Origin of the sequence: Bacillus sp. N13C7 (genome assembly GCF_026790065.1) — a bacterium.
GTDB lineage: Bacteria > Bacillota > Bacilli > Bacillales > Bacillaceae > Bacillus.
This window is the reverse complement of the sequence record NZ_JALAMO010000007.1, coordinates 600401-624223: the sequence shown is the minus strand read 5'-3', so window position 1 is coordinate 624223 and position 23823 is coordinate 600401. Positions and strand designations below refer to the sequence as shown.

The 23823-nt window shown below is 46.0% G+C and carries 25 protein-coding genes; 11 read left to right on the top strand and 14 right to left on the bottom strand.

What is annotated here, in order from left to right:
* Positions 1 to 33 precede the first annotated feature (33 nt).
* Positions 34 to 1062, bottom strand: coding sequence for a spore coat-associated protein CotNH (gene cotNH / locus MOB98_RS11315; protein ID WP_268358068.1), 1029 nt, complete (start codon positions 1060 to 1062; stop codon positions 34 to 36).
* Positions 1063 to 1214: 152 nt separating this feature from the next.
* Here cotNH and MOB98_RS11310 point away from each other — a divergent pair, with 152 nt between their 5' ends.
* Positions 1215 to 1715 carry a phosphatidylglycerophosphatase A gene (locus MOB98_RS11310; protein ID WP_268358043.1) on the top strand — a complete coding sequence of 167 codons (501 nt, stop codon included), beginning with the start codon at positions 1215 to 1217 and terminating at the stop codon, positions 1713 to 1715.
* Positions 1716 to 1743: 28 nt separating this feature from the next.
* On the opposite strand, the gene nucF is transcribed toward MOB98_RS11310, so the two are convergent.
* From nucF to MOB98_RS11295, 3 genes are read right to left on the bottom strand one after another with little or no spacing between them, the layout of a single operon-like run.
* The gene (gene nucF, locus MOB98_RS11305; protein WP_268358044.1) at positions 1744 to 2514 is read right to left on the bottom strand and encodes a 5' nucleotidase NucF; all 771 of its coding nucleotides are present in this window, start codon (positions 2512 to 2514) and stop codon (positions 1744 to 1746) included.
* Positions 2515 to 2541: 27 nt separating this feature from the next.
* Complete coding sequence (locus MOB98_RS11300) at positions 2542 to 2976, bottom strand: DUF86 domain-containing protein (RefSeq protein ID WP_268358045.1); 435 nt, start codon at positions 2974 to 2976, stop codon at positions 2542 to 2544.
* A 23-nt stretch (positions 2977 to 2999) separates the two neighbouring features.
* Positions 3000 to 3275, bottom strand: a complete 276-nt coding sequence (locus MOB98_RS11295; RefSeq protein WP_003228682.1) for a YutD family protein — start codon at positions 3273 to 3275, stop codon at positions 3000 to 3002.
* 113 nt (positions 3276 to 3388) lie between these two features.
* Between MOB98_RS11295 and MOB98_RS11290 the strand changes: the two genes are divergently transcribed.
* Positions 3389 to 4024, top strand: a complete 636-nt coding sequence (locus MOB98_RS11290) for a YhcN/YlaJ family sporulation lipoprotein (protein WP_268358047.1) — start codon at positions 3389 to 3391, stop codon at positions 4022 to 4024.
* Between the two features lie 15 nt (positions 4025 to 4039).
* Here the strand turns inward: MOB98_RS11290 and lipA are convergent, their stop codons facing one another.
* Positions 4040 to 4936, bottom strand: coding sequence for a lipoyl synthase (gene lipA, locus MOB98_RS11285; RefSeq protein WP_003222888.1), 897 nt, complete (start codon positions 4934 to 4936; stop codon positions 4040 to 4042).
* 234 nt (positions 4937 to 5170) lie between these two features.
* On the opposite strand from lipA, the gene lytH reads away from it, so the two are divergent.
* Positions 5171 to 6151 (top strand): L-Ala--D-Glu endopeptidase, encoded by a 981-nt coding sequence (gene lytH / locus MOB98_RS11280; RefSeq protein WP_268358048.1) that lies wholly within the window; start codon positions 5171 to 5173, stop codon positions 6149 to 6151.
* 27 nt (positions 6152 to 6178) lie between these two features.
* Here the strand turns inward: lytH and yunB are convergent, their stop codons facing one another.
* The 7 genes from yunB to MOB98_RS11245 all read right to left on the bottom strand — a co-directional run bounded on the left by yunB (position 6179) and on the right by MOB98_RS11245 (position 12308).
* Entirely contained in the window at positions 6179 to 6946 is a 768-nt protein-coding gene (gene yunB, locus MOB98_RS11275; protein WP_268358049.1) for a sporulation protein YunB, read from the bottom strand.
* Between the two features lie 71 nt (positions 6947 to 7017).
* Entirely contained in the window at positions 7018 to 7323 is a 306-nt protein-coding gene (locus MOB98_RS11270) for a YunC family protein (protein WP_225514744.1), read from the bottom strand.
* 64 nt (positions 7324 to 7387) lie between these two features.
* Positions 7388 to 8776: a bifunctional metallophosphatase/5'-nucleotidase gene (locus MOB98_RS11265; protein WP_268358050.1), complete on the bottom strand. Its 1389-nt coding sequence runs from the start codon at positions 8774 to 8776 to the stop codon at positions 7388 to 7390.
* Between the two features lie 19 nt (positions 8777 to 8795).
* Entirely contained in the window at positions 8796 to 9617 is an 822-nt protein-coding gene (locus tag MOB98_RS11260; protein ID WP_268358051.1) for a sulfite exporter TauE/SafE family protein, read from the bottom strand.
* Positions 9618 to 9634: 17 nt separating this feature from the next.
* A complete protein-coding gene (locus MOB98_RS11255; RefSeq protein ID WP_268358070.1) occupies positions 9635 to 10483 on the bottom strand; it encodes a DUF72 domain-containing protein in 849 nt (282 codons plus the stop codon).
* A gap of 37 nt (positions 10484 to 10520) precedes the next feature.
* On the bottom strand, positions 10521 to 10868 hold the full coding sequence (locus MOB98_RS11250; protein WP_268358052.1) for a YunG family protein: 348 nt from the start codon (positions 10866 to 10868) through the stop codon (positions 10521 to 10523).
* A gap of 96 nt (positions 10869 to 10964) precedes the next feature.
* Positions 10965 to 12308, bottom strand: coding sequence for an allantoinase (locus MOB98_RS11245; protein ID WP_268358054.1), 1344 nt, complete (start codon positions 12306 to 12308; stop codon positions 10965 to 10967).
* 174 nt (positions 12309 to 12482) lie between these two features.
* On the opposite strand from MOB98_RS11245, the gene pucR reads away from it, so the two are divergent.
* The 8 genes from pucR to MOB98_RS11205 all read left to right on the top strand — a co-directional run bounded on the left by pucR (position 12483) and on the right by MOB98_RS11205 (position 20367).
* A complete protein-coding gene (gene pucR / locus MOB98_RS11240) occupies positions 12483 to 14078 on the top strand; it encodes a purine catabolism transcriptional regulator PucR (RefSeq protein ID WP_268358056.1) in 1596 nt (531 codons plus the stop codon).
* Between the two features lie 146 nt (positions 14079 to 14224).
* Positions 14225 to 15577, top strand: a complete 1353-nt coding sequence (locus tag MOB98_RS11235) for a nucleobase:cation symporter-2 family protein (RefSeq protein ID WP_268358057.1) — start codon at positions 14225 to 14227, stop codon at positions 15575 to 15577.
* A gap of 5 nt (positions 15578 to 15582) precedes the next feature.
* Positions 15583 to 16875, top strand: coding sequence for a uric acid permease PucK (pucK, locus tag MOB98_RS11230; protein ID WP_268358059.1), 1293 nt, complete (start codon positions 15583 to 15585; stop codon positions 16873 to 16875).
* A 12-nt stretch (positions 16876 to 16887) separates the two neighbouring features.
* Positions 16888 to 18372 (top strand): factor-independent urate hydroxylase, encoded by a 1485-nt coding sequence (gene pucL, locus MOB98_RS11225; RefSeq protein WP_268367168.1) that lies wholly within the window; start codon positions 16888 to 16890, stop codon positions 18370 to 18372.
* Positions 18372 to 18716, top strand: a complete 345-nt coding sequence (gene uraH / locus MOB98_RS11220) for a hydroxyisourate hydrolase (protein WP_268358074.1) — start codon at positions 18372 to 18374, stop codon at positions 18714 to 18716. The genes pucL and uraH overlap by 1 nt, the downstream gene beginning before the upstream one ends.
* A gap of 175 nt (positions 18717 to 18891) precedes the next feature.
* On the top strand, positions 18892 to 19440 hold the full coding sequence (locus MOB98_RS11215; RefSeq protein ID WP_268358076.1) for an RNA polymerase sigma factor: 549 nt from the start codon (positions 18892 to 18894) through the stop codon (positions 19438 to 19440).
* On the top strand, positions 19437 to 19727 hold the full coding sequence (locus tag MOB98_RS11210) for a hypothetical protein (protein WP_268358078.1): 291 nt from the start codon (positions 19437 to 19439) through the stop codon (positions 19725 to 19727). The genes MOB98_RS11215 and MOB98_RS11210 overlap by 4 nt, the downstream gene beginning before the upstream one ends.
* A gap of 4 nt (positions 19728 to 19731) precedes the next feature.
* The gene (locus tag MOB98_RS11205) at positions 19732 to 20367 is read left to right on the top strand and encodes a hypothetical protein (protein WP_268358079.1); all 636 of its coding nucleotides are present in this window, start codon (positions 19732 to 19734) and stop codon (positions 20365 to 20367) included.
* Between the two features lie 34 nt (positions 20368 to 20401).
* On the opposite strand, the gene MOB98_RS11200 is transcribed toward MOB98_RS11205, so the two are convergent.
* Positions 20402 to 21286 (bottom strand): thiopeptide-type bacteriocin biosynthesis protein, encoded by an 885-nt coding sequence (locus MOB98_RS11200; protein ID WP_268358080.1) that lies wholly within the window; start codon positions 21284 to 21286, stop codon positions 20402 to 20404.
* Positions 21283 to 23823, bottom strand: coding sequence for a lantibiotic dehydratase (locus MOB98_RS11195; protein ID WP_268358081.1), 2541 nt, complete (start codon positions 23821 to 23823; stop codon positions 21283 to 21285). The genes MOB98_RS11200 and MOB98_RS11195 overlap by 4 nt, the downstream gene beginning before the upstream one ends.

The window sequence follows — 23823 nt, the reverse complement described above, 5'->3', positions numbered from 1 at the left end:
TAAACGCTTAACGCGTTGATATGACAAGATTCTTTATTTTCTAATTATTTTTCTGCCTTTTCCGAGCCAGCCCACGCGGGGAACAAACAGCTTCTGCGCCCGCATATTCATGAATTCCTGTGCTGTATTGAGAAATTGTTCATAGCGTCCGCAGTCACCAAGAATGAAGTCAAGCTGCTCTTCATAATAATGTTTTTCTGATTCTGACGACATGTAGTAGCTCTCCACGGTTTCAAAATAATGAAGCGGGAAGAGCAAGCGGCTGTACAGAAGGCGTTTCGAAAACGAAGACAGCGGGGTGACTTGCCCGTATTCCTGTAAAAAAAGAAAGCCCTGCTGGTTAAAATCTTGTCTGTGATGCAAAAACGTATGCCTCATATATTCAGCCAAATCGCGTGAGGCGTGGTCAAATACCCAATCCGACGGAATCCTGATCAACGATTCGAATGACCATGTATGTCTTTCCATCCGCTGGTGGCATATCGTTCCTGAATCAGCGGCTTGGGGCTTGTCATCCAGCTCAGTGTCCACTAAATATTGTATCGCGTTTTCCGACAGTCCTAAATAATATGGAAATGATTCGATCATTTTTTTATCGAATGGCTCATGCGGAGGGGTCTGAACCTTTCGCTGCCAAAACGCTTCCAGCTGATCAATGCGTTTTCCCCACAGATCCTTCCACTGCCCGATTCTTCCGGCTGCTTTCACTTCATACGGGTAGCCTCTGCCTTTCCGGTGAAATTCCGCCAGCTCCGCCCCAATGGAAAACGCCCGGTTTGACAAAGGAGGTGCCGCCTTCAGCAGTGCGTACGTTTTTCCTTCATGTTCAAACGTCAGCTCACCTTCTTTTGTAAAGATAAAAACCGAAACGTATGGGTCACTTTGTTCTTGTAAATACTGACTCATGTAATAAAGCTCCGCCAGCTCCGTATCTGAGAATTGGGAAACGGGGACAATCAGAAAGAGTGAATTCGGCGTCTGAAAGCATTGATAAGTGTTCTGGTACATGGAAAGCTGCCTGATATGAATACCGTATTTTTCTTTTATTGTACCTTTCACAATGATCACCTGCCTGTAGAATTAGGGCTCATCACATCGTAGTCATACACGTCCGGAATTATGAATACATATTTTAATCCGACGAAGGCGCAGGAAAAAGTCGTAAACATCTCAAACATTTTGTATAAACTAGTAAAAAAGATTGGGTGAAGCTGATGTCAGAAAAAGAACAAGTCAGTCAGATGGAAGCAAAAGCAAGAGCACGGATGAAGGAGCGCGGCGTTGAGGTATCAGACATTGCCGAGCTTGTCTTTTTTCTGCAGAAAAAATATCATCCGGATTTAACCATTGATGAGTGCACGTTGAATGTCAATCGCGTTCTCGCAAAACGCGAGGTGCAAAATGCGATTTTAACGGGCATTGAATTGGATGTTCTTGCCGAGCAGAAAAAACTGTCTGAACCGCTGCAAACAATGCTTGAAACAGATGAAAGCCTATATGGAGTAGATGAAGTTCTGGCATTTTCCATCGTGAATATTTACGGATCGATCGGGTTTACGAACTACGGCTACATTGACAAAGAAAAACCCGGAATCCTTAAACATTTAAATGATAAATCAACCGGCGAATGCCATACCTTTCTGGATGACATCGTCGGCGCGATTTCCGCCGCAGCCTCAAGCAGGCTCGCACACCGCGCGCGGCACACAGAATAAGGGCACCCTTTGGGGTGCCCTTATTTATTTAAATGTATGGAATCCATTCAGTCAGAGAGTCAATGGCGTGAGTCGGTTTTTCCATATCGTCTGTCATATGCTCTCTTTTCGTTACGCCTGTGTGAACAAGCAGTGTATCCATACCGGCGTTAATGCCGGCCATGATGTCTGTCGCATAGTTGTCGCCGACCATAAGTGTTTCCGACACATCCGTGCCAAGAACGCGCATCGCCTGCTCCATAATAATAGATTCCGGTTTGCCGATAAATACCGGCTGTACGCCTGTCGATACGGTTAAAACAGAAGTCAGTGAACCGTTTCCTGGCAGGAGGCCTCTCTCCGTCGGAATCGCAATATCTCCGTTAGTAGAAATAAAGCGGGCGCCATTTCTGATTGCCAGGCAGCCAACAGCAAATTTTTCGTATGTAATGGAACGGTCAATGCCAACCACCACAAAATCCGCGTTTTCCCCGCCAAACGTCAGTCCGTTTTCTTCAATGGCCTGGCGGATCCCTTCTTCCCCAATCACATACACAGACGCGTCTTTTTTCTGCTGGGCGATATGCTGGGCAGTGGCCATGCTGGTTGTGAAGACTTGTTCTTCTGATGCCGGAATATCAAAAGACACGAGCTTGTCCGCCACCTGCTTCGGTGTGCGCGAAGAGTTGTTTGTCACAAATAGATAAGGCACGCCGCGATCCTTCAGCGTTCTGACAAATTCACACGCTTCCTCGATTTTTTCTGTGCCATTGTACATCGTTCCGTCTAAATCAATTAAATACCCTTTATATGTTTTCATTTCAACACTCCTGTGGCTTTCCAGTTGTTATTTAAACGCAGAAACAGGGCCAAGCTCTGTTTCCAAGTAGCTTCTGATCCGTTGCGGGAAGTCTTGAAGAGCAGTCTGATGTGCCGTGATCAGCCTGTAAAGCTCGGCACTGTCAGCAAACAGATACTGCTGAACCAATGTTTTGCGGTAGGCGATCAATTTTTTGAGCTCAGTTCCCTCTTTTTCCGTGACAACTTTTTCATCGACAAGTATGTCCATAATATCATCATAGCTGCCTGGATCCCGCATAATAAAACCGTCAATCATGTCATTGCCTGTATCAAGAATGCATTCGATTAACAGATGGCCTATTCGCTGAAGCGCCAGTCTCCCGATTTCAGTCTCCCAGTCTGTTTGTGAGTTGAAAAGCGCAAGCTGTTGTTCAAAGAACCCGAGTGTTTGCTCGATCTTGTTTCTGTCAACAAAATACATGACAGCATCCCCTTTGTGTATATTTATTTTCTGATCCGTTTCAAGACAAAATACGCACAGCCGAAATTGCAGTATTCGTAAATGTATTCATCTAGTGTGCTGATTTTCGTTTCGAAGGTTGCCTTTTGATTCTGGTCGTCAAAGAAGCCCTTGAGCCTAAGCTGACCGTACCCCCAGTCTCCCACAATATAATCGTATTTATTTAAAATATCGGAGTAGCGGGCTTTAAAAGCCTCTTCGTTGAAGCCGTCTTTGAAATTGTGCACCAATTCAAATTCGGCATTTTGAATAAGAATCATGATCTCACCTCTTTTTCACTCATTCCTATCATAATTCATTGCCCGTTCCCCATCAATTGCTAAAGAATAAATCATGCGATTTGGCTACCCTACATATGAGGAGGGATTTACAAATGAAACGAACTGCTGTCAGTCTCTGCCTGTTCACCGGGCTTTTATCCGGGTGCGGGGGTACAGGACTCGATAATGCCGAGCAAAATGTCCAGAATCAGGCGCAGAATCAAACCAGGCCCATTCATGTGTCTGACCGCAACGAGGCTTTTAACCGCCATGATGAAAACGAACAATTTGGCTATGTCCGCTATCAAAAAGAACAATTTGACGGCGAACAGCAGAAAGCGCCAGTGATGAACCGGGAAGAAACCGCTCACATGATATCAAGTGTAACGGTTCAGCTCCCCCATATTCAAGATGCTGCCACACTGGTGACAGATCAAGAAGCGCTTGTCGTGTACAAAACCGATTCCAAAAACCGCGAGCTGACCGCCGATCAGGTGAAGAAAACGGCGGCTTCTGTAATACCGCGATACTATCATGTGTATATTTCCGATAATCCAAACCATATGCAGTCGATTGAAAATTACAGCAATCTCGGCTCCGGTTCAAGAGACATCAGAGAGATCATGTCTGGGACGATTCAAGAAATGAAAGCCTCCCCGCAAGGAAGCCCTGTCTCAGATAATGAAAATGCCAACGGAGAAACCCGCCAGGACATGAAAATCAATAAGAATGACAAAAACGCCAGATGATCTGGCGTTTTGGCATTATGCTTGTGCTTGGCGCTTTTTAGATGCTTCGTTCACCTGTTCATCCGCGTGGTAAGATGAACGGACAAGCGGACCGGCTTCGCAGTGGCTGAAGCCTTTTTGCATGGCGATTTCTTTTAATTCTGCAAACTCATCAGGGTGATAGTATTTTTGGACTTTCAAGTGTTTCTTCGTCGGCTGCAGATATTGGCCGATTGCCATAATATCCACGTTGTTTGCCAAGAGGTCGTCCATGACTTCAATAATTTCTTCCTTCGTTTCGCCGAGTCCGATCATGATGCTTGATTTCGTCGGAATGTCAGGCTGCATTTCTTTTGCACGGCGCAAGAATTCCAACGAACGGTCGTACGTCGCACGCGCACGGACTCTTGGCGTCAGGCGGCGAACCGTCTCGATATTGTGATTCAGGATATCTGGGCGTGTATCCATCAAGGTTTTCAGGTTATCATAGTTTCCGCCCATATCAGACGGGAGCACCTCAATTGTTGTAAATGGGCTTTTTCTGCGGATTGCACGGACAGTTTCCGCGAAAATGCCTGCCCCGCCGTCTTTCTGGTCGTCACGCGCAACAGCGGTGATCACCGCGTGTTTCAGGTTCATAAGTGCGACAGAATCCGCTACGCGTTCCGGCTCCTGCAGATCAAGCTCAGTTGGAAGGCCCGTTTTGACAGCACAGAAACGGCATGCTCTTGTACAAACAGAACCTAAAATCATAAATGTAGCTGTACGTCTGACCGCCCAGCATTCATGAATATTCGGACATTTTGCTTCTTCACATACGGTATGCAGGTTGTTTTCCCGCATGAGTTTTTTGAGCCCTGTATAGTTTTCATTTGTATTTAATTTGATTTTGAGCCATTCGGGCTTTCTGAGGTGTTCGTCTTTCTTTGCCAATTCCCATCATCTCCAATATCCAATATACTCAATTTCTGACACGAAACATTCTGAAAACGAGAAAGGTGCAGGTTCTATTTCTGCAACAAAAATAATGTTTTTCTAACTAAAGAAAGTCTTTTCTCTAGACACTTTAACATAGGAAAAATTTCTCGACAAGGGAAGATGATTACTGACATTTTTAAGCCAGACTGCCGCAAACTATGTGTATTCAATATGAAAGGAGATTATTTTGTGAAAGTTTTGTTATCCGCCCTTCTTCTCCTTTTGTTTGCGTGTGAGCCTTATGCGTCTGGAAAAGAGCTTTCAGATCCAGTGCTGTCGAAACGGATGGAATTATATCATAAAGTCGAGGCTGTAACGCAGATTCCTTGGTATGCGCTCGCCGCTGTAGATCAATACGAGGAAAACGTGCGGAGCAACCGAAAAGATCTGCCTGACAAAGCGGGAATCATCAGCATTTATATACCGGATGAAATCTGGAGCGGGCCTGAAAACCCGAATCCGAAAGACGATGCGCCGTTAAGCATTAAAGTGTTTGACGGAATCGGAATGGATGGTGACGGTGACGGGAAAGCAGAGGTCAGCAACGATGAAGATATTTTGTATACGTTCAGCCAATACTTACTGTCATATGGCACAGATGAGGACAACATCCGTATTGGGCTTTGGAATTATTACCGTCGTGATCAGACAGTGGGGATCATATCTGAATTCATGAAGCTGTTTAAAGCCTACGGCCATATTGATTTAGGCGAGCATGCATTTCCGCTTCCAATCAGAACCGATTACAGCTATCGCAGCACGTGGGGGGATGCCCGCGGCTTCGGGGGGAGACGGATTCATGAAGGCACGGATATCTTTGCCCATTACGGCCTTCCTGTCAGATCGACCTGCTACGGCATAGTTGAAATGAAGGGCTGGAACCGCTTCGGAGGATGGAGAATCGGCATCAGAGACATTAACAATACGTATCATTATTTTGCCCATCTCAATGGGTTTGCCAAAGGGATTAAAACAGGACAAATTGTTGAACCCGGCCAAGTCATCGGATCAGTCGGAAGCTCAGGATACGGCCCGCCGGGAACCGCCGGGAAATTCCCGCCGCATCTTCACTACGGCATGTACAAAGATAACGGAAAAACCGAATGGTCATTTGATCCATACCCGCATTTGAGAGCGTGGGAGCGTTATGAATACAAAAAGAAGAAATAATGAAAAGCCGCCTCTTCGAGAGGCGGCTTATTTGCTGCTTTTTTCACTTTTCGAATCGGCACTGTCCTCTTCTTTGCTGCTCGGAAGCTGGACAGAAGGCGTGACACCGGAGGCGCCGCTTCCGTTATAAAACTGCGGCACTTCGCCCTGTACGGCTTTAATCGATACAGGCACATTATTGGTGACGACAGCGGTTTTGCTTGCGAACGGAATGATGACCTTCACTTTGATTTCGACAAAGATGCTGATATCAATAAGTGCATTATTAATGCCATACGGCTTGATTTTGGTTTTGACATCTGTAAAAGCGTCACCGATTAAATTGAACCGAACCGGGATTTTCGGGCCGAGGTTTCCGAGGAGGCTGTTGCCGGTCACCTGTCCCAGCGGAATGTTGATCAAAATGTTTTCACTAGCCCCGCTGTGCCCGGTGTGGGTTTCCATCTCTTTCAGATGAGCCTGAAGCTGCTTCGTTACTTTTGTTTTCACACTGTTTACAATCTGTGTATTAAAATCGATTGTCGTTAAGTTTCCGTTTTCATCAGAATTCATTTGAAACATATCTTTCATATTCTCACTGTCAGACATATAATCCTCTATCGAATCCTGGATCACCTCTGTCGCTATACGCTTCGTTTCCATCTCGCCGATGTCCATTAAAACAGGTTTGATCGAGCCATTGATCATCCAAAGGCTGACTGTTGTTGACAGGATAAAAAAGACAACTGACAGAAGCATCACGTACCGGAAAGGCAAAGGTCCTCTCTTGCGAAAAGGGCCGCGGTATCTTGGCAAGAAAATCCCCCCTTACATATCACAATGTATGCTTGTAAGGGGGGACATAGTAATAGCCGGGCCAAATTATTTTATTTCACCATTTTTAAAAGTGCGTCTCTGCCGCTCATTCCGGCATGGATGCCGAGATCTTCCGCGGCGTACGTGACGGATTCTAAAGGTGCGTCTAGCAGCTGGTCAATGGTGCGAACCCCAACTGCACGCCCCGCCACAATGCCACGCTCCTTTAATTTTTCATTGAGCAGCGCCACATCAAGCGCACCGCACATAATGTATCCGTGATCATTGGTGACGGCCATAAAATTTGTTTTTGGAAGCTTCACTGTCACAGCTGTAAAAGGCTGTCCTTCTATCATGATTGGTGTCAGATTTACCACGTCAACCACTCCCTTCATTCATCACTTTATGATGAAGGGCACAGCTTGTTGTGGGCTGACCGCCTTAATGCGCGAGCTTCCAGGCGAGCAGATCCCGCAAAAATTCCGGCATAAAATATTCTTTTTCTGCGGCGTCGCGAATCATCGGAAACAGTCTGCCGAGCGTAAACATGTCAAGCACTGCGACAGAGTATGGTTTATGTTTTTCAATATCCTCCCCGTTCAGGGTGATCCGTGTGACATGCGTGATTCCATCATCCAGCCGTTCCGTTTCTACATCAACACCCGCGTACACCATTTTTCCCATCACTTCTCCGCGGAAGCCGAGCCCTTTGATCCGGAGCTGTTCCATTTGTTCTGAAGCGGCATGGATAATCGTCTCTTTCAATTCTTCTCCCGTCAAGCGGACAGCCACCGGGTTGATCGGATGAGGACAGATTCGGTGCAGATCCAGCTTTGTCACAGGACCTGCTTTCAGCGGACCGAGAATGACACCGGAATTCACCATACTGATGTCGGTTCCGCACCATTCCTTTAACGCATACGCCAAAAGCAAAGGCAGCTCTGATTCTTCAAACCACTTGACCTCAGCATCCTGGGCAAGCTCCGCAACGGCATCGGACAGCTTCTCCTCGGCTTCACGTTCTTTTTCCTTGAGAAATGCTTTTGTTTCTGCGGATTCTCCTGTCCAATCCGCCATGTTCTGCACAGACGCTGTTTTGCTGATGATACTTCGCTGTTCGCTGTCTACCGTGATTTCTACACAGCCGACATAATGCCCGTATTTCTCGGCGCTGGCAAGCAACACGCCGTTCACCACTTGTCCATCTTCAAGCAAATGGTGAGTGTGCGATTCAAGGATCACATCAATCTCAGGCACCGCTTCAGCCACCGCCTGATCGTCAAGAATGCCTAAATGTGACAGCAGAACGATGATATCAGCCTGTCCTTTCACTTCCTGAATGGTTTCCTTGATGCTTTCAAGAGCATCGGTTACCGTCCATCCCAGCTTGTCATAGACAGGATAATATGGCACGGTTACGCCTAAGAACGCAATGGTCATTCCGTTTTTCAATGTTTTGATATGGTAAGGAACCGCCCAGGACGGACGGTTTCCGTTTTTGTCATACAGATTGGAAACGATAACGGGAAATTCTGCATGATTATACAAGGCAGCGAGCTCTTCATGCGGAAGCGTAATTCCTTCGTTATTGCCGATTGCCGCTCCATCAATGTGAAGACGGTTTAAGAGATCGACATTCGCTTTTCCGAAAGTCGCCTCTGTCACGAATTGAAAACGATCAAGATGATCGCCAATATCAAAAACGAGCGTCTCTTCGCTGTCTGATTGATGCTCTTTTCTTTTCTGCTCGATATAATCTACAATTTTCGGCCAGTTTTCAAAATGGCTGTGCAAATCATTTGTATGATATAAGCGGAGCTTCTCCTTCATATTATCTCTCCCTAATCGTTCAGCTGAACATGCCTTCATAAATGAGCTGGCAGCCGATCAAAATCAATACGATCCGCATGATCATAACGATCGTTTTCGTCTGCATTTTTCTGTTGATGGCGGCGCCAAGCTTTCCGCCGAACCAAGCGCCGGGCACAAGCGCCAGGGCATACAGCCAATTGACGTGCCCGGAAATAATATGTGAAACAGACCCTGTCATAGAAGACAGGAAAATAATAAACATGGACGTTGCCACCGCAACCTTCGGCGGAAACAGGAACAACAGCATCATCGCCGGAACCATCAGCGATCCGCCGCCAATTCCGAAAAGCCCTCCCAAAAAGCCGACAACAAAGGCAATGGCAATTCCGACAGGGGCCTGATATGAGTACGTATAAGGCTCACCGGCATCATCCTGAAATGTCCGAATAATCCCTTTGTGCGCTTTGTTGATCGGCCGGGCTTTCGTTTTCAGCATTAAAGATAATGAAATCAGAATCATAAAAATGCCAAACCAAACGGAAAATGAGTTTGAATTGAACATCTTTGACACGTAAGCCCCGATAATGCTGCCGGGTCCTGAACCGATAAAGAAAATGAGCCCGCTCTTATAATCAACGGTTTTATATTTAATATAAGCCAAAGTTGAAGAAAGACCCGTAAAAATAATGACCAAAAGCGAAGTTCCAATCGCGACCTGCGGCGTTACATCCTGAAACAGCGGCGTCACTGTGCTCAAAAACATCAGAGCCGGCACAATGACAATTCCGCCGCCAAGCCCGATCAGGCTTCCTACCGTACCTGCGATTAATCCCAGTACGACCAAAATCACAAACGACATCAGTAAAAACCTCTTTTCTAAAATAAATCGAGCTGTCTCGGAGCAAGTCCGCTGTACTCGATATCAAGCAGTTCAAGCATCTGCTTGCCGTTATCCGCGGCGTCTCCGCCGGAATTGTTATTGAACAGGACAAAAACATCCTTACATTGCTGCTGCAATTCATTCAGGTGCTTTTTCCAATCCGCCAGCTCCTGTTGATTGTAGCGGTATAAGTACCTGACCTCACGCCAGTTTTTCCCGCCATCAGGCTTCATCCAGCCCTGCTTGTTGCGTCCGTGAAACCTGACAAGCGTTTTGTTTTCATCGGTGGCGCGCAGCACAGTCGGAACGCTGCCTTCTCCGATTTGCGGTTCATCACAGACACTGTGAATCCAGCCTTCCGCTTTCATAAATGAAAGCGTCTGCTCATAAAACTGCGGCGAGAACCAGGAGCGGTTTCTGAATTCAAGCGCACAAGGAATATCTCCCATTTGGTGCTTGCACCATCTCAAATAGGCGACATTCTCCTTCTTGCAGTCAAACCACGGCGGAAATTGAAACAGCACCATGGCGAGCTTATTGCTATGTAAATATGGCGTTAAAGACACCTTAAACGCGTCAAACATCTCCTCTTTTGAGTCAAAGGGAATTTCGCCGCGCTGATGCCCTGTCATGCCCTGATACGCTTTCACGATAAATTGGAAGGTTTCCGGCGTCTCCTTCACCCACTTTTCATTATTGCGTGCCGGCTGAATCGCGTAAAAGCTCGCGTCTAATTCCACGATGGGAAAATGGGAGGAATAGGCCTGTAATTTTTTCTGGCTGGCCGTCTTTGGCGGATAGATGCTGTCATGATCCCCCCATCCCGTCAGTCCGATATAAATCACAATCATTCACCTCTCTTCCAGTTTATCACACGTGTTTTCAGGTTTCCTCGGAAATGCTGTTCATATGGCGGGAAAATGCGGAACGAAGATGCTGATATTGTTCCTCATTTGTATCTAAAAACGCCTCTTCTCTTGAGGAAGGAATATGCTGATATTCAATAGGCGTTTGAAACTGTTCACTCGTAAAGTCGTACATCACACCATTGATGCTGTTATAAAAATGCCAGCTTTCACCGGCTTTTGTTTTGAAAATAGCGCCGGCGAAATGGTCCTGAATGACCAACGTAGTTACCCCGCATTGGCCGCATGACGGGCATTCTTCCGTCCATTTAGAGCTCGTATGGCGCGACCAGGATTGCTTCAGTATGCACTTCACATGCTCCATTGCTCCCGCCTCCTTTTAAAAAAGATACCACGTTGATGGAATTTTAAAAACTAGAACGGCGGAAATCAAAAAACCCGGCGGGAAAATCCGCCGGGCTTACGAAGGAACGACAAGTGCCCCGTCAATTCTGCTGACTTTTTCCCCATCACTGTACACGCAACGGCCTTTGCTGTAAGTGGCCGATATGCGGCAGGGAAATGTATGTCCTTCGTAAATGCTTTGCTTATGCTTAGCAAACATCGATTCTTTTGTCACAGTGTACGGCTCCATACTGACGAGCACAAAATCTGCATCACACCCCGCTTCAAGCCGCCCTTTTCGCTGAAGGCCGAAACGTTTCGCAGGTGCTGCCGCTGTCCATTCGGCGATAGCTCCAAACGGAATCTGATGCTCAAGCGCCAGTTCCAGCATGCCTAATAAAGTAAACTGCCCGCCGCTGATTCCGCCCCATGATAAAAACAGATTGTCCTCCCGCTTCAAGGACGGACGGCAAGGAGAATGGTCTGAGGAGACCATGTCAATGTGCCCCGCCATGAGCGCCTCGATCAGCGCCTCCTTCGATTGCCGTGGCCGGAGCGGTGGCGCGCATTTTGCGACAGAGCCCTTTTCCCGTAAATCGTCATGGCTGAACAGGACATAATGCGGGCATGTTTCAACTGAAACATCAAGCCCTTCCTGTTTCGCCTCTCTGATCAGCCGGACCGCTTTCGCCGTGCTGATATGGACAAAATGAACCGCACAGCCTGTCACCTTTGCATATTGAATCGTGCGATACACCGCTTCAGCTTCGGCTTCCTCCGGGCGGGAGTCGGCGTACGCATCCGCATCCACTTTTCCTTTATTGGCCAAAACCATCTGCAAATAGCTTGTAATCGCGTCGCTTTCTGCGTGAAGAGCGAGGATTTTTCCTGCAGCCGCGATTTCTGTCATGCCTTTAAGCAATGTCCGTTCGTCAACAGAGCGGAACTCGTCGGTGCCTGATTTTGATAAAAACGCTTTAAACCCAATCGCTCCCGCTTCGGCCATTGGGCGGATGTCCTCAATATGCCCGGGCACGAGGCCGCCCCAAAGCGCAAAATCCACGACCGATTTTTGCCTGCCGAGTTCAGCTTTTGCGAGAAGGTGTTCTGCCGTTACAGTTGATGGAATGCAATTAAGCGGCATATCAAAATAGGTGGTGCAGCCGCCTGCCGCCATCATCTGCGAACCTGTTTCAATCCCCTCCCAATCCTCTCTGCCCGGTTCATTGAAATGAACATGGCAGTCTATCGCACCGGGAAATACGTATTTTCCGTCTGCCTGGATCATTGCTGCTCCGCTGCTTGCTTCAATGTAAGAACCAATCTCGGCAATCACACCGTTTTGAACTGCAATATCGGCTTCTTTTACGCCACCTGGCGTAACTGCCTTCGCACCTTTTATCACCAAATCGTAAGCCATATTGATCCCTCCATGTAAGGATAACGATTTTTTATGTCAGTTTATGTAACACAACCAGTTCTATTTTCAACAGTTTACTGCTACTATGATCGTATTACATCAGCAAAACCGCTAGAATTCCTATTGAAAATTATTCATCTTAACCAATGTTTTTATAGAAAAGGAGAATGCGCTATGAATATTTTTGATGTGATGAAAATACCGGCCTATGAAAACGCCAATTTCATTGCGGGAAAAGCAGGAGGAGAAAGAGAGGTGCAGCATGTGAATATGATGGATGCTCCGGATATCGCAGACTTTTTGCACAAGAATGAATTGCTCGTCACCACTGCGTATCACCTGAAGGATAACCCGCACCAATTATCTGAACTGATTCGGCAAATGGCAAAACGCGGCTGCGCGGGCCTCGGCATTAAAACAAAGCGCTACCTGGAGAATATCCCGAAAGAAATCATTGAATTGGCTGATTCATATAGGTTACCGATCATTGAGCTTCCAGAACACATCCGCCTCGGCGATATTGTGAATGCAACACTCAGCCATATTCTTGATATGCGTTCTAACGAGCTGCAGCAAGCCATTTACGCGCACAAAAAATTCACAAACCACATTATGAGCGGCAAGGGGCTGCAATCCCTCCTCAAAAAGGTGTCAGACCTTCTTCAGCTTCCCGTGCTGCTGCTTGACCAGCATGCCAAAATGCTGTCCGCGTCTCATCAGATTTCAGTTGAGACCGAAAAGCTGAAAGGCACCCTGAATACCGTATCCGGGCCGTTTTTCACTTGTTTCTCTACAATCTCAGATCAGAAAACATATTCTGTCCTGCCTATTTATAATCACGAAAAAAACTGCGGATACCTGCTGATACCGGACATGGTGCAGGCCGGCGATAAAGGATTGATCCTCACGATTGAACAAGCGGCCAACGTGATTTCCTTTGAACTGCTGAAGGAAAATGCGCTGAAGCAGTTCAGCCGGCGGGCCCGCAATGAGTTTTTCAGCAATTTTATTGAGCGGTCCTTTTCTTCAGACGATGAAATTAAAAACCGTGCGAAGGAATTCAAGCTGCACTGGGATCAAAAATACATGTGCATCGCCGGCAAACTCGACCGGAATGACGAAACGATCAGCTTTACAGAAAACCAGCTCGCCTCCGACGGCGTATTCGAATTTCTTGAAGGCGAATTATCGGCCTTCCCGTTTCCACCCCACCTCTTTATTAAAGGAAACGTCGGCATTATTTTGATCGAAGCGACTGACAGCTGGAGTGAAATGCACGCCTCGGTGATCAGCTTTTTAGAACAGTTTCAAACACAGGTGAAAGCCCAATTTAAACGGACTGTGTCCTTTGGCATCAGCAATATATGCCAAAGGCTCAATGATGTTCCCGACGCGTTCACAGAGGCGTCTGATGCTCTGCAATCAGGGCATTTGTCAAGAAGCACGGAGTTTATTCAGGTGTATCACGCCAAGGATGTGCCCGAGCTTCTCCGCCTGCTCCCGGTTGAGGATTTGAAGAAATTTTACACCTCCACACTTCAAAGCCTTGCCGAAAAACAGCAGGAGGATCAAAGCCTGCTTCATACACTGTCCGTCTATTTAGAGACACACTGCCAAATTTCCGAGACGGCAAAGCGTCTGTACGTTCACCGCAATACAGTTATCTATCGCCTTGAAAAATGTGAAGAGCTGCTTGGCAAAAGCTTAAAAGACCCTGAGACAACGATGCGTTTGCGGCTTGCCTTACGGATGCAGCAGCTGATCAGCTAATGTTTGTCACATTCTCTTACAAACTAAACCGTTTTTCGTTATTTTCAGCAGTAACCCCTGTCTTTTTCGGCTACTGTATCTAATGACACCCGACAATCAGCACGCTATCATGTTACTAAAGTTCACATATAAAAGGAGGGACTAACGTGAAACAAAGAACGTTTGCGGTGTTTACTCTTGGCCTTCAGCAAGTGCTGGCTATGTATGCAGGTGCGATTTTGGTGCCCCTGCTTGTCGGCAGGGCGCTGAATTTGACAGATGAACAGCTATCCTACCTATTGGCAATTGACCTGTTAACGTGCGGCGTTGCGACGCTTTTGCAAACCTTGCGAGGAGCATACATCGGCATCGGGCTTCCCGTCATGCTTGGCAGTTCATTTGTGGCCGTCACTCCGATGATTGCAATTGGCGCCAACTACGGCGTTCACGCCATTTACGGTTCAATCATCGCGGCAGGTGTGTTTATCTTTTTGTTTGCACGTTTTTTCGGCAAGCTGACTGTGTTATTCCCTCCTGTCGTAACAGGAACCGTTGTGACCTTGATCGGCCTTTCTCTTGTGCCGACAGGTGTAAAAAATATGGCTGGCGGCGAAAAAATAAACGGCAGCGCCAACCCCGAATACGGTTCGCTCGAAAACCTTCTTCTCTCTGTCGGCGTCCTTGTCCTGATTTTAATCCTCAACCGCTATCTCAAAGGATTCGCCCGAACGCTGTCCGTTCTGATCGGAATCGCTGCCGGGACAGCGGCAGCAGCCGCCATGGGCAAAGTCAGCTTTTCTGCTGTCGCTGAAGCCCCGCTCTTTCAAATCCCGAAGCCGTTTTACTTCGGAGCCCCTTCATTTGAAATCGGCCCAATCTTAACGATGCTGATCGTTGCAATCGTCATTATTGTGGAATCAACCGGCGTCTTCTACGCAATCGGAAAAATATGCGGCAGACCGATAACCGAAAAAGACCTTGTCAAAGGCTACCGGGCGGAAGGAATCGCCATTCTTATCGGCGGACTGTTTAACGCCTTCCCCTATAACACCTTTGCGCAAAACGCCGGCTTACTACAGCTGACGAAAGTGAAAACAAGAAACATCGTTGTGACCGCAGGCTGTATCCTTGTCTGTCTCGGATTGCTTCCGAAGATTGCCGCCCTTGCTTCTGCCGTTCCTGCTGCTGTGCTTGGCGGCGCAACCGTCGTCATGTTCGGCATGGTAATTGCATCCGGCGTCAAAATGCTCAGCACAGCAGATCTCACCAATCAATATCATTTGCTCACCATCGCATGCTCAATCTCACTCGGCATCGGCGCCAGCACGGCGCCTGGGATTTTTGCTGAATTCCCCGCTCCGATCCGGATTCTGGTCAGCGACGGCACCATCACCGGAAGCCTGACCGCCATCTTTTTGAATCTATTTTTCAGCTTACGCGACAGAAAAGAAAAAACAGTAGCTCAGAAAACAGAAATCCCGGTATTAGACCATACACTCGCACTAGAAAAAGAGGTGTAAAAAAAGTGAAGAAACAGCACAATGCCTTTCAGCTGATGATGCTCGGACTTCAGCATATGCTTGCCATGTATGCGGGAGCCATTCTCGTTCCGCTGATCGTCGGGGCGGCGATCGGGCTGAACGCAGGGCAGCTGACGTATTTAATTGCGATCGATTTGTTCATGTGCGGGACGGCGACTCTTTTGCAGCTGTGGAAAAACCGGTACTTCGGCATCGGCCTCCCCGTTGTGCTCGGATGTACGTTTACCGCAGTCGGCCCGATGATTTCCATTGGCAGCACATATGGTGTCTCAGCGATATATGGAGCCATTATCGCCGCAGGGCTGATTGTCGTCTTAGCTGCGGGCTTTTTCGGAAAGCTTGTCCGTTTTTTTCCGCCTGTCGTGACCGGCTCAGTCGTCATGATCATCGGCATCAGCCTGATTCCAACAGCAATGAATAACCTGGCCGGGGGTGAAGGAAGCAAAGACTTCGGCACACTGGACAACGTGCTCCTCGGGTTTGGGGTCACAGCTTTTATCTTATTGATGTTTTATTTCTTTAAAGGCTTTATCCGCTCCATTGCGATTTTGCTCGGGCTTGTCGCCGGAACGGCGGCCGCATTCTTCATGGGAAAAGTCGATTTTTCTGACGTCATAGAGGCATCCTGGCTTCATGTTCCGTCTCTGTTTTATTTCGGCCCGCCGACCTTCGAGCTGCCGGCTGTTGTCACGATGCTCCTCGTTGCCATTGTCAGCCTTGTTGAATCGACAGGTGTTTACTTTGCGCTCGCTGATATCACAAACCGCAGGCTGTCAGAGAGGGATCTGGAAAAGGGCTACCGGGCGGAAGGCATTGCGATTGTGCTGGGCGGCTTATTTAACGCGTTTCCCTATACCGCCTTCTCGCAAAATGTCGGCATCGTTCAGCTTTCAAAAATGAAAAGTGTCAACGTCATCGCGATTACAGGAATTATGCTGATGGCGATCGGACTGGTTCCGAAAGCCGCAGCATTGACAACAGTGATTCCAAACCCAGTTCTCGGCGGCGCGATGATTGTCATGTTCGGCATGGTCATTTCTTACGGGATCAAAATGCTCTCCAGCGTTGACTTCGATTCGCAGGGCAATCTGCTGATCATCGCCTCTTCCGTCAGCTTAGGGCTCGGCGCCACAACAGTTCCCGCGTTGTTTTCGTCTCTTCCGGGCGCTGCCTCAGTCTTGGCAGGAAGCGGAATTGTGATCGGCAGTTTGACGGCAATTGCACTGCACGCTTTTTTTCAAACCAAACAGCCGGATGGCGCTGAAATGAAAACGTAAAGGAAGATGCCAATGTTCACAATGGATGACCTGAATCAAATGGACGCACAAACACTGACTGACACGCTTGGATCTATTTTTGAACACTCTTCATGGATTGCGGAGGAAGCCGCGGCATTGCGGCCGTTTTCTTCCCTTTCCGACCTTCACCACAAAATGGCCGGCATTGTAAAAGCCGCGGATCGCCAGACCCAGCTTGATTTAATCAATAAGCACCCTCGTCTCGGAACAAAGAAAACAATGAGCGCTTCCTCGGTAAGAGAGCAGCAAAACGCGGGGCTCAGCACGCTTGAACAGCAGGAATACGAGGAATTTCTCAAGCTGAATGAACACTATTATGAACACTTCGGCTTTCCTTTCATTTTAGCGGTAAAGGGAAAGACGAAGCAGGACATTCACCAAGCCCTGCTGGCAAGGCTGAAGAACGAACGGGAAACGGAGTTCCAGCGGGCTCTAGAAGAAATTTACTGCATCGCCCGCTTTCGTCTGGCGGACATCATAACTGAAAAAGGAGAGACGCAAATGAATAGAACCATGTCTTACGGCAAAGGCAATGTATTTGCATACCGAACGTTTTTAAAGCCGCTCACAGGAGTGAAGCAAATCCCAGAGTCAACTTTTACCGGGAGAGACAATACCGTTGTCGGCGTTGATGTGACATGTGAAATTGGCGGAGATGCCTTCTTGCCATCATTTACAGATGGAGATAATACACTCGTCGTAGCTACAGACTCAATGAAAAACTTTATTCAGCGCCATCTCGCTTCCTATGAAGGGACAACAGCCGAGGGATTCTTACACTATGTGGCTCACCGATTTTTAGATACCTATTCTCATATGGACACGATCACTCTGACCGGCGAAGACATTCCATTTGAGGCGATGCCTGCTTACGAAGAGCAAGAGCTCGGCACAAGTCAGGTCGTCTTCAGAAGATCGCGCAATGAACGTGCTCGGTCTGTTCTGAAAGCGGAACGAACCGGGGATACAATAACGATCAAAGAGCAATACAGCGAAATCATGGATCTTCAGCTCGTCAAGGTGAGCGGCAACTCCTTCGTCGGCTTTATCCGGGACGAATATACAACACTCCCGGAAGACGGCAATCGTCCGCTGTTTGTCCATTTAAACATCAGCTGGCATTATGAAAACACAAATGACGCATATGCTGCCGATCCCGCCCGCTATGTTGCGGCTGAACAAGTCCGAGACTTAGCGAGCACCGTTTTTCACGAGCTCGAAACCCCTTCAATCCAAAACTTAATCTATCATATCGGCTGCAGAATATTAATGAGATTCCCGCAGCTCACTGACGTCAGCTTCCAATCTCAAAATCACACATGGGATACCGTTGTCGAAGAAATCCCCGGATCCAAAGGAAAAGTCTACACCGAACCGCGCCCGCCATTCGGTTTCCAGCGCTTTACCGTGACTAGAGAAGACGCCGAGAAAGAAAAACAGAAAAACGCTGAAACCGCAGGGAGCCTGAAGGCCTGATGGGAAAGCTGACCACCCATATTTTAGATTTAACCTGCGGCAAACCAGCGGCGAACGTCAAAATTGAATTGAAGCGGCTGGGCGAAAGTATAATGAAAGAGGTATACACTAACAAGGACGGAAGGGTCGATGTCCCTCTGCTGGCAGCTGAAGAGCTGGTGTCCGGAGAATATGTGATGGAATTTCATGCAGGAGACTATTTTGCGAGTAAAAACATGAACGCAGCCGATCAGCCGTTTTTAACCATCGTCACCGTCCGTTTTCACATTGCAGATCCAGATACGCATTACCATATCCCGCTTTTGCTGTCGCCTTTTGGTTATCAGGTGTACAGGGGGAGTTAACATGTCAAGCCCGGTCTTCATGACCGGGCACTTTCATTTTTTTCCTGTTATAATCATGAAGACAGCATTCTTCTAACATCTATTGCCATCACTTATCTCCTTTATTTTTTCATTTTTTGAACTCTTTTCAGCCAACAGCCGTATATAGTAACGAAACCAAGTTTCGAGGTGGGGTATGGACATTCTTTCTGACGAAGAATTGATGGAAAAAGTTAAACAAAAGGATATGGAGGCTTACAACAGTTTATATGCCCGTCACGCTCCAAAAACATATCAATTTATATTTCTGTACATCCGTCAAAAACAGGCGGCCGAAGATCTTCTGCAGGAAACTTTTATCCGGGTATATGTAAAATGCCGCAGCTACAAAAGCGAAAAAGCGAGCTTTCGTACCTGGCTCCATCAAATTGCTCACAGGCTATGTATTGATTATTACCGAAAGCATTCTAAATTCAAATGGCAGCAGATGGAATTGGACGATTATTCGGAAAAGCACCAGAGCACCATTGAGCAAAATATACAAAATAAAATATTGATTCAACAGTATTTGGGACAGCTGCCTGAAAAAGAACGATCAATTCTGATTCTCGCCTATTATCAAGGGTTTACAGGCAAAGAGATTTCTCACATTCTCAACATACCGGAAGGAACAGTCAAATCCAAGCTTCATTATTCTCTAAAGAAACTGAACAAATCCATTGAAAAGGAGCTGAATGACTCATGAATGAGCAAGATGAAGTTAAAAGCATGATTGAAGGATTACAAGAACACATGCCCGATCTGAATGAATTCCTGGATATCAACCGCCTGTCTCTTCCAGAACATATGTTAAAACCACCTTCTCCACCGATTACTTGGTTTGACCGTTTGAGCCATTGGCTAGCTTACCCTAGCTGGCAGCTGCCAGACCTTTTCTCATTCCGTTCTGTTGCTCAAGTAGTGACGATTTTGCCAATTTTATCCGGGAGCATAGCAGCACAAATACTTTTTTTCTTATTCTTAGGAAGGTGATCATATGACAAGCGGTACTGTGATAGGACTAATAAGCGGCGCAGCAGCTCTTACTGTCGGTACACTAGGTGGAGTCATGGGGTCTGCATTTAATCGGCAGATTTTAAATTCAATTGGAGTGCATTCACTTCCACAGAACCCTAAACAGAAATATTCGCTGATTGCTAAACATTGCAGATTTTTAGGCGAATGGAATCGTTTTGACAGCTATAATGTGTTTGTCTTTTTTTTAGGGATTCTATTTCTAATTGGTGCAGGCGTATTATTGATTGTGAGATTCGAAACGGGCGGCACCCCTTTCCAAGACACACTTCAGCTCGCTTTTTTAGTTAACTCTCTCACCTGGATCTCCGTGTCCTCTATTTTATTGTTAGGACGGCTTGTACAATTGATTCACATCTATAAATACGGTATTCAACATATCAGTAAGGAGGACACAGCCATTACCAAGACCAAAGAACAGCAAAATAAAAACAAATTCTCTTTATATTGGATCATTATTTCAGCAGCAACGATCCTGTTTATTGGGGGAGGCCTTCTGCTGCTTCAATACCCTGTCGGTTTTTTAAGTCTGGCAGGCGCCTACTTTTTGTTTATGTTTACTTTTACCTCGGTTTATCATAAAAACAAGCGGAAATAAAGAACTTCAGCTGTTAGGCTGAAGTTCTTTATTATTATTTTATATCAGTTGTGTTTTTTGATATTTGCGCGAGCAAAGCTCCGAGATAAGCCTCTTCTATCGGCCACACCCCTAAACGGTTATTCATCATATGAATATAGTGAAAGGATAGATGAGAAGCAGAAATTCTAATCTGATCGGACTCTTGTATCTGTGAAAAAGCGCTTTTCAGCTGTTTTTGGTACCCATTCGTTGACTTGATGGCAAAAGGGTTAGAGTACATTTTTTCTAAGACAACATTTATTACATCAATCCGTTTTTCCGCAGCCTCCTTCAGCTTCGTTTTATAGGTTATTCCATCAGTATAATCAGCTCCGCTCCAATAATGCAGCATGCTCTCCCAAAGATCCTGTGTTTGGTCTGCTGATAAAGAAGCTTGTTCGGCTGTTTTTTTCATAAGAAAGAGAGCGAAATCAAAACGGTCACTATCTTTAAATACAGGATCATTCAATAATGAAAGAACCAATTCACTGGAAGATTGAAAGATGTCTTCAGCTATATTAACGCCTTGGATGCCGCCGTATTTTTCATACTCTGGCTCATATTCTTCTTGTTGGAATCCTGATTCAAAATTTCTAGTATCGGTTTTGACAGGCAGCAGACGGCTCATTTCTGAAAGAGGTTCAGCCAGGACTTTAGATAGACTGCCGTTCAAATGCTCTTCCGTAATCTCTTCAACGATATCAATGTCGTCTTCATTTACCAAAAAACGCAAACGGATATGAGGCCCTTGCATATCAATGTATCTGATAAAAAACCACTTATGTACTTGAACACTGTCTTTTACCTGCTTAACAACGGGCGTTACAATGTTGACGATAATATTTTCCAAATACTCAGCCTTCGGCACATAAATGCTGTAAAACACCCATTCCTTCATATAAAAACCCCTTTCTCATTTGCTATAGCCGATTCTTGCTTTCTTTCAACAGGCCATTGGAATAAAGACATATACTCAGAAGCAATTACGTGCCCTTCAGCGTTTTCCAGCCAATGCTGGTGGCGATTAGGAAGGCCTTCAGTGAATGTTACAGACAAAAGGTCATCTTCAACAATCGTGTTTACAGCAGCTGCGATAGAATGGTAGCTATTGAAATTCAGATACATTGGTTTTCTTTGTTTTGGATTCAGCATCACACTTGTTCTCTCTCCAGAAAGAAACCCCTCATCCGGAAGGCTGTACTTCTTTTGGAATGCTTTCATTCGTATAAAGTATGCATAGTCACTCTCTCGATTCTCTTTTAAAGGGAATAAGAATACCGGGATCCGCCAGCGGGCACGCCTTTGTACAATCCTTCCCTCCTGCATACGCGGATGAAATTCTACTTTTTCCGGCGGAGGTGATTTAGGAAATAGAGGTGATGTCACCCAATTGGTTTGGTACGCATTAATCCATGGGTTCATAATGGTAAATAAATATGAGACAGGCCCATGCATCATGTGCTGTGGCACAGCACCAAAATACATAGGAGCAACAGGACGCCCCTCTTTGTTTACAAATGCCAGCGTACCGCTCGGATCATGCACCAATAACAGATCCTTTAACAAAAGATCATTTTTATCTGCTGTTGGATTTTCACCAAGCCACCTTAAGGACTGGGCTGTAATACCTGGATCAGTTTGCAAATTGCTGAAATCTGAGATCATCGGAAAATGAACGATATCTGAGTGAGGGTTCATCACGTGAATCCATCGCTTTGTAATACTGCTTAAATTTCTCTGATCCTCATTAAACATTGATTGGAAGCGGAGTACCAGCCCCAAACCGGAACTGATCTGGTTGATAACAAGCTGGTAGTCACCATCGGAAATGTCTTTACTGCCATTATTTGCTGCTAATTGATAAAACACAACCGCACTTGGGGGAACTGAGCTGCCGCTGCACGGGGCAAACACTCTGGACTCCTCCAGGTTTACAGCTGTCTTTTTATCTTTCCGCAAGGCATTTTTAATCAGCCGCGGCCTATCTTTCCTCATTTCAAACTGATACAAAAACTCCTGAATGTCATGGCATACGCCTCCTTCCCCATACATCTCTATGAAGTGCTCACACAACAAATCATAGAGATGGGTCCGGAACTGATGTTTTCTCAACTGTCCAGAAAGCTGTTCTAAATCACGTTGGACCTGCTGGCCTAACGGCGGGTGATCTTCTACAAATTTCACATTTTCGTAAACAAGCTTTTCAGTTACTACACTTTTCGGTATTTTATCCGTAAGCTCACTGAATGCACGTTTTGACAGTCTGTAAATGAACTGATGATAACGCAGTCTATGCTTGGGCCCGCTTTTCGCAAGCTCCTCTACACAATGGTTCATCCATTTCACAATTCTTGCTATCCTTCTTGCTGTTTTGGTTTGTATCGGCTGTAAAAAATGGTATAAACTGAGCAAAGGCTTTTCTGTTTTTCTTGAAAAAGGAAGTACCGGCTTGATCCATTGTTCAGCTGACAAGTCAGGTATTGTAAAAGAAGTATTTTTCAGCAATTCCTGTATCTCCGCATAACTCCCTGAACGGAGAGAGTTGATCACCTTCAATTGTTCTTCTGACGAAATTTCTTCTGACACCATCTTATCCTCACGCCATGCAAATCCGTTTAAAATGGTGTAAGAGCTTTTCAGGAGGCGCATATTGTTCTTTTTATCGGTGTGGAGGGTTTGATTTTTTTCGTAGTACAAGTACTGGGATAATTCGTTATGCTGCGCCATCTCAAATATAAGTTCACTGCATATTGACTTAGAAATGCTGCAAAAGTTCGTTTTTTGATTATTTGTATCAGGAGGCGTGTTATCAGCTGAAAAAGAGGTCAAGCCAATCTTGGTAAACGTACTGAATGGACTTGTTTTCATCGTTATTCTTCCTAAATAAGACATACTGGTGCGGGCGTATTGTTTGTGGGGCCTCCATAGTTTAGCCTTTTTCTTGTTATAAGCGGATAGATATTTCGGATTTGCCAGCGCCAATCCTTTTTGCCATTCTTCATTTTCCATTTCATTCGCTAACAGTTGGCCAGCCTCTTCAATCTCTTTCTCAAAAATTAGTTTGGTATGTTCCATATACCTTTGTCTGTCGTGAACGGCCATATACCATCGGTTAAATAATTTATAATCAGAAATAGTCAATCGTTTCTGCAGTTCACTTCTACTTTTATCATCAATTTGAAAAGGACGGCTGTTAAAGATATCTCGTTTTACTTTTAAAAGAAAACGAAGAAAGGTCGTTTCATCATCGTTGAGACAGGAAATCAAATGAAAGAAAATGTCGCTTAAAGGTTCCTTCATTACTTCAATTTCTGTTTCCAGATTCAAAATCTTTTCTATATTTTCAGATGTCTGTTTTACATCAACACATGCCAAGCTGTCGATACTGCCCCCGGCAGCCCTCAGCATAACAAAAGGCGCTATATGTCCCTTCAT